1 pseudogene is annotated in these 299 nt (G+C 51.5%); it reads right to left on the minus strand.

Features of this window, described 5'->3' with window-relative positions:
• Window positions 1-28: 28 nt before the first annotated feature.
• Window positions 29-299 (minus strand): annotated as a pseudogene (locus tag NE473_RS31380) (molecular chaperone HscC); the annotation flags it as partial.

The following is a 299-nucleotide window of genomic DNA, read 5'->3' on the forward strand; positions in this document are numbered from 1 at the left end:
CAGCAAAACGGCTGCATTCCCCCGGTCTCTACAGTTCCTCAATTTCCTCCAGAAACTTTTTAAACTCTTCCTTCGCCTCCTCAATCAGTCCCGTATCATACGTAGACAGCGCCTTCTCATACTTATGAAGCGCCGCCTCCACATGAAGCCGCTTCTCGCCAATACTCTCCTCGTAGATCCGCTCACCGCGCAGAAGCAGATACTTGTTTTCCTCCCGGTCTCTCGGATGGATCTTTAAGTAAGACAGCGTCTCGAACCGTTCGCGGATCTCCTCATCCGTCATATCCACATTGCTTCCC

The organism is Hungatella sp. SL.1.14 (assembly GCF_024460495.1).
GTDB lineage: Bacteria > Bacillota > Clostridia > Lachnospirales > Lachnospiraceae > Hungatella > Hungatella hathewayi.